Annotated in this window: 5 protein-coding genes and 1 pseudogene; 1 reads left to right on the top strand and 5 read right to left on the bottom strand. The window is 36.2% G+C overall.

Features of this window, described 5'->3' with window-relative positions; translation table 11 throughout:
• Positions 1–122: pseudogene (locus tag Q0L65_RS10965) on the top strand (RNA-binding protein); the annotation flags it as partial.
• Between the two features lie 71 nt (positions 123–193).
• On the opposite strand, the gene leuB reads toward Q0L65_RS10965, so the two are convergent.
• The 5 genes from leuB to leuC form a co-directional block, all read right to left on the bottom strand.
• Complete coding sequence (gene leuB, locus Q0L65_RS10960; RefSeq protein ID WP_264533923.1) at positions 194–1,255, bottom strand: 3-isopropylmalate dehydrogenase; 1,062 nt, start codon at positions 1,253–1,255, stop codon at positions 194–196.
• Between the two features lie 47 nt (positions 1,256–1,302).
• Positions 1,303–2,826: an alpha-isopropylmalate synthase regulatory domain-containing protein gene (locus tag Q0L65_RS10955; RefSeq protein ID WP_296686272.1), complete on the bottom strand. Its 1,524-nt coding sequence runs from the start codon at positions 2,824–2,826 to the stop codon at positions 1,303–1,305.
• A gap of 137 nt (positions 2,827–2,963) precedes the next feature.
• Positions 2,964–3,560 carry a 3-isopropylmalate dehydratase small subunit gene (gene leuD, locus Q0L65_RS10950; RefSeq protein WP_296686262.1) on the bottom strand — a complete coding sequence of 199 codons (597 nt, stop codon included), beginning with the start codon at positions 3,558–3,560 and terminating at the stop codon, positions 2,964–2,966.
• 73 nt (positions 3,561–3,633) lie between these two features.
• Entirely contained in the window at positions 3,634–4,020 is a 387-nt protein-coding gene (locus tag Q0L65_RS10945) for a GxxExxY protein (RefSeq protein WP_296686260.1), read from the bottom strand.
• A gap of 34 nt (positions 4,021–4,054) precedes the next feature.
• A complete protein-coding gene (gene leuC, locus Q0L65_RS10940) occupies positions 4,055–5,449 on the bottom strand; it encodes a 3-isopropylmalate dehydratase large subunit (RefSeq protein WP_296686259.1) in 1,395 nt (464 codons plus the stop codon).
• Between the last annotated feature and the right edge of the window lie 551 nt (positions 5,450–6,000).

Here is a 6,000-nt window from a genome sequence, read left to right as displayed (position 1 = left end):
AATCTGAGCCTAAACCAGAAGGCGAAAGAAGAAGTTTTAACAACAACCGTGGTGGAGATTCACGCGGAGGTTACGGAAACAACCGTGGCGGTGGAGACCGTGGAGGTAGAGGAGGATATTAATATTTTTTCTTTATATATAAAAAGGTGTCAATGAAAATTGACACCTTTTTTATTTTAAATCAGATTGTGAATTACAAATTAGCGACTAGCCAATCTCCCACTTCGCTTGTTTTGTAAGCTTTAGCTCCTTTTGGTGCTAAATCTTCCGTAACAATTCCTTCCGCTAATGATTTGTTGACTACTGCTCTAATAGCATCTGCTTCGGCTTTTAATCCGAAAGCATCTTCAAACATCATGGCTGCTGATAAAATAGTAGCCAATGGATTAGCAATATTCAATCCGGTAGCTTGTGGATATGATCCGTGAATGGGTTCGTATAATGAAGTGTGTTCTCCCACTGAAGCCGATGGCATTAATCCCATTGATCCTGAAATCACAGAAGCTTCATCTGTTAAGATGTCTCCAAATAAGTTTTCAGTAATCAAAACGTCATACGAATTAGGCCATTGTACCAATCGCATCGCAACAGCATCCACAAATTCATACGATACTTCCACTTCAGGATAGTCTTTTTCCATTGCCTGAACGGTTTCTCTCCACAAACGAGACGTTTCTAATACGTTGGCTTTGTCCACACAACATAATTTTTTGCTACGAGTCATCGCTAATTCGAAACCTTTTTTAGCCAAACGTTGTACTTCGGCTCTGGTGTAAACACAGTTGTCAAAAGCAGTATCGCCATTGTCTTTTCTTCCTTTTTCTCCAAAGTAAATTCCACCAGTTAATTCTCTTAAGAAAACTAAATCAGTACCTTCAATGCGCTCTCTTTTTAAAGGAGAATTGTCTATCAAAGATGGGAAAGTGAAAGTAGGACGTACATTAGCAAACAATCCTAATTTTTTACGCATCAATAGCAAACCTTGTTCAGGACGTACTTTTGCTGAAGGATCGTTGTCGTATTTTGGGTGTCCAATAGCGCCAAATAAAACCGCATCTGCTTTCATACAGATTTCGTGTGTTTCATCAGGGTAAGGAACGCCAACAGCATCGATTGCACAAGCACCGGTTAATGCTGGAGTCCAGTTGATTTCGTGATTGAATTTTTTTGCAATAGCATCCGAAACTTTTACAGCTTCATTAATTACTTCTGGTCCTATTCCGTCTCCGGCTAAAAGAGCAATATTGAATTTCATTTGATATTATTTTTCGTGTTATATATTTTATTTCGTTCTATCAGTGTTTAGATGCTTACTACGTTCAGCATTTTTTGAGTCGCTACAATAGCGGCTACTGTTTGGTCCGAATCCAATCCGCGGGTTTTGAATTCTTTGTCGTTATTGACCCAAGTGATAATGGTTTCACATAACGCATCCGAGCTACTTCCTGGTGGTATTCTCACAGCGTAGTCTACTAATTTGGGCAAACTCATTTTTTTGCTTTTGTAAATTTTTGCCAAAGCATTCATAAAAGCATCAAATTGTCCGTCTCCTTGTGCATTTTCTTCGATAATTTCTCCGTCAATTTTTAGACAAAGAGTTGTTGAAGGGCGCATTCCTTTGGAGTGAACTAATACGTAAGACTCAACGGTAATACGTTCTTCATAGGTTTGGCTATCCAAAACATCCGAGATGATGTACGGTAAATCTTCTTTGGTAACGGTTTCTTTTTTGTCACCCAATTCGATAATTCGTTGGGTAACCAATTTTAAATCCTCTTGATTGAGGTGTAATCCTAGTTCCTGAAGATTCTTTTCGATATTGGCTTTTCCGGAAGTTTTTCCTAAAGCATATTTTCTTTTTCTTCCAAAACGTTCTGGAAGTAAATCATTGAAATACAAGTTGTTCTTATTGTCTCCATCAGCGTGAATTCCTGCGGTTTGTGTGAACACGTTGTCTCCCACAATAGGCTTATTGGCTGGAATTCTATACCCTGTAAAAGTCTCGACTAATTTACTTACCGAGTACAAAGACGATTCTTTTACGTTGATGCTTACTTCTGGAATAAAATCGTTGATTACTGCTACGGTACTTTCAAGAGGTGCATTTCCGGCGCGTTCTCCCATTCCGTTTACGGTAACATGTAAACCGTGAATACCTGCTTTTACCGCTTCGATAACATTGGCAACACTTAAATCGTAATCGTTATGCGCGTGGAAATCAAAATGGGTGTTAGGATATTTAGCCGTGATTTTTGAAATAAATTCAAAGGTCTCGGACGGAATTAATACGCCCAAAGTATCCGGTAATAATATTCTTTTAACAGGTTGTTGTGTCAAAAAATCCAAATATTGAAAAACATAGTCTGGAGAATTGCGCATTCCGTTGCTCCAATCTTCTAAATAGACGTTGGTTTCAATGTTATTTTCTTTTGCTAAAGCGATTGCTTGTGCAATTTCGTTAAAATGTTGTTCGGGTGTTTTCTTTAATTGATGGGTCAAATGGTTGAGCGAACCTTTGGTCAATAAATTTTGAACTTTGGCCCCTGCTTTTTTCATCCATTCGATTGAAACGCCACCGTCTACAAAAGAGAGTACTTCAATTTTATCCGTATATCCTTTGGCTGAAGCCCATTCCATAATGCCTTTAACTCCTTGAAATTCTCCTTCGCTCACGCGAGCCGAAGCAATTTCAATACGATCAATATTTAATTCTTCAAGCAACAATTGTGCAATGGTTAATTTTTCTGCAGCAGAAAATGATACTCCCGAGGTTTGTTCTCCATCGCGAAGTGTCGTGTCCATTATTTCAATTTTTCTTTTTCCCATCATCAATTTGATTCTTAAAGCACTTTGATTTCAATATTTTGAAATCAAATTATTCTATTTTGTATAAAACGGTAAAAGCAGTTACTCAGTCAAATACTAAATTTGACACGAAGTAACTGCATTTGTTTAATTTGTTTTTAGTAAGGCAATTGGTTGGCAAAACCAACAATCTCTTCCTTCATACTTTGCAAGTAATCAATATCATCAAAACCGTTGATCATATTGTTCTTTTTGTATCCATTGATAGCGAAAGATTCACTTTGACCTGTAGCCAATAAAGTAATCGTTTGTTCTGGCAAATTGATTTCCAATTCCGTGTTTGGATCTGCTTCAATAGCACTGAAAATAGTATCAGCAAATTCTGGACTTACTTGAACAGGAAGTACTCCAATATTCAAACAATTTCCTTTGAATATATCAGCAAAGAAACTAGAAACTACCGCTCTGAACCCGTAATCGTAAACTGCCCAAGCTGCGTGTTCTCTAGAAGAACCTGAACCGAAGTTCTTTCCGCCCACAAGGATTTTTCCGCTGTAAGTTGGATTGTTTAAAACGAAATCTGCTTTTGGAGTATCGTCTCCATTGTATCTCCAGTCTCTGAAAAGATTATCACCAAAACCTTCACGTTTGGTAGCTTTCAAGAAACGTGCTGGTATAATTTGATCGGTATCTACGTTTTCTATAGGTAGTGGCACCGCACTACTTCTAAGAACATTAAATTTATCGTATGCCATTTTTACTAATTTTACCGCAAGGACGCTAAGTCGCATTGCATTATTTTTTTATTTGTTTTAATTTAGAATTGATTTAATAGTTATTTACAAACCGTTTAAATCCACTTTTAATTATTGGGACATTAAAATTTATCAAAAATCCCATTCGCTTGTCTGCTAATTTTAAATAAGATATCAATTGTGCTTCATGAACTGGCAATAATGCTTCAACTGATTTCAATTCAATTATTAATTTTTGTTCCACAAGAATATCTATTTTATATTCTTTTGAAAGTGCAAAACCTTTAAATTGAAGAGGTATTGCTACTTGACTTTCCGTGAAAATATTTCTCAACTGCAATTCTCTCATCAAACACATTTCATAAACAGATTCCAATAATCCAGGCCCCATAATTTTGTGGACTTCGAGGCTAGCTAAAAATATTTCTTTGGCTAACGCTTCATATTGTTCTTTTTGCATAATTCCTTGTGCCTTTGTGTCTTTGTGGTGAGAATTAAAACAAATCCCTTGGATCAGTCAATTTACCTGTAACTGCAGCTGCAGCAGCCATTATTGGACTTGCCAATAAAGTTCTTGAACCAGGACCTTGACGACCTTCAAAGTTTCTGTTTGAGGTACTTACTGCGTATTTTCCAGCAGGTACTTTGTCATCATTCATTGCTAAACATGCCGAGCAACCTGGTTGACGCAATACAAATCCTGCTTCAGTAAGAATGTCTAACAATCCTTCTTCTTTAATTTGTGCTTCTACTACGTGAGAACCTGGTACTAACCAAGCCGTAACGTTGTCCGCTTTTTTTCTTCCTTTTACAATTTCGGTAAAAGCTCTAAAATCTTCAATTCGGCCATTGGTACAACTTCCTAAGAAAACATAGTCGATTGGTTTTCCAATCATGATGTCATTTTCTTCGAAGCCCATATAAGCTAACGATTTTTTGTAGGTTTCCTCGCCACCTTCAACTTGGTTAGCATTCGGAATATGTTTAGAAATACCAATTCCCATTCCAGGATTAGTACCATAGGTAATCATTGGTTCAATATCAGCTGCGTTGATGTTTAATTCAGCATCAAAAACCGCATCAGCATCCGTTTTCAAGGTTTTCCAATAAGCAACCGCTTTATCCCAAGCTTCGCCCTTTGGAGCGTGTAATCTTCCTTCTAAGAAATCAAAAGTAGTTTGGTCTGGAGCAATCATTCCTCCACGAGCACCCATTTCGATACTTAAGTTACACACAGTCATACGACCTTCCATAGTCATGTTTTCAAAAACATCACCAGCATATTCTACAAAATATCCAGTACCACCAGAAGTAGTTAATTGGGCAATAATATAAAGTGCTACGTCTTTTGGACCCACTCCTTTACTTAATTGACCATTAACGTTGATACGCATTTTCTTTGGTTTTGGCTGCATAATACATTGTGTAGACAATACCATTTCTACCTCAGATGTTCCAATACCAAAGGCAATAGCACCAAAGGCTCCGTGAGTAGAAGTATGCGAATCTCCACAAACAATAGTGGCGCCAGGTAAAGTAATTCCGTTTTCAGGACCTACAACGTGTACAATTCCGTTTTTTTGGTGACCTAATCCCCAGTGAGAAATACCATATTCATTTGCATTATCTTCCAGCGCTTTCAATTGATTTGCTGATAGAGGGTCTGCAACAGGTAAGTGTTGGTTTATTGTTGGTGTGTTGTGATCGGCAGTAGCAAAAGTACGTTCTGGATATAAAACCGAGATACCTCTTGTTTTTAAACCTAAAAAAGCAACAGGACTAGTAACCTCGTGAATGAAATGACGGTCAATAAAAAACACGTCTGGTCCATCTTCAATTTTACGCACTACGTGCGAATCCCATACTTTGTCAAATAATGTCTTACTCATTGTAACTATTTTTTAAATGTATTTCTCTGTTTTTACAACCGGTCTATTGAACACAATTGTAACAATTTATGCAAATTTAATAAAAGAAATAAAGTGGTATTACTACTAAATGTGGTATATACGATACCCAAATTGTCTTTATACTTGATAATACTATTGTATAAGTGTGGGTTTTGGATATTTTTTTTACAATTTAGTACAAAAAGCTATTGCTGAACTTCTTTTAACCGCGTTTTTTTTCTTTTTTTAGAATTTGCAAATTTAGGCTTGTTTTGGTCTAAATTGATGATTTTTAGGTGAAAAAATCTAACAAATCGAGATAAAATAGTCATAATTTAGAAAATTCAACAAAATTTCGTTCTTGGTTTTTAATCTCTTTTCCGTTTTATTAGAGACTTATTTTAAAAAATAGTACAGGCGATTTTGAACTGTTTTTTTGAATTCATTTTACGACATCCAAAAAAATACAATTCCTTTTTTTTGTTAATAACTTCCCTATTTTTTTAGCCTAAAAAAAACTAAATTTGAAACTCATTTTTTTTGAGTTTTTC

This window comes from Flavobacterium sp. (genome assembly GCF_024642105.1).
Lineage (GTDB): Bacteria > Bacteroidota > Bacteroidia > Flavobacteriales > Flavobacteriaceae > Flavobacterium.
Note: the sequence above shows the minus strand (reverse complement) of the source record. Positions and strands in the feature narration are given on the sequence as shown.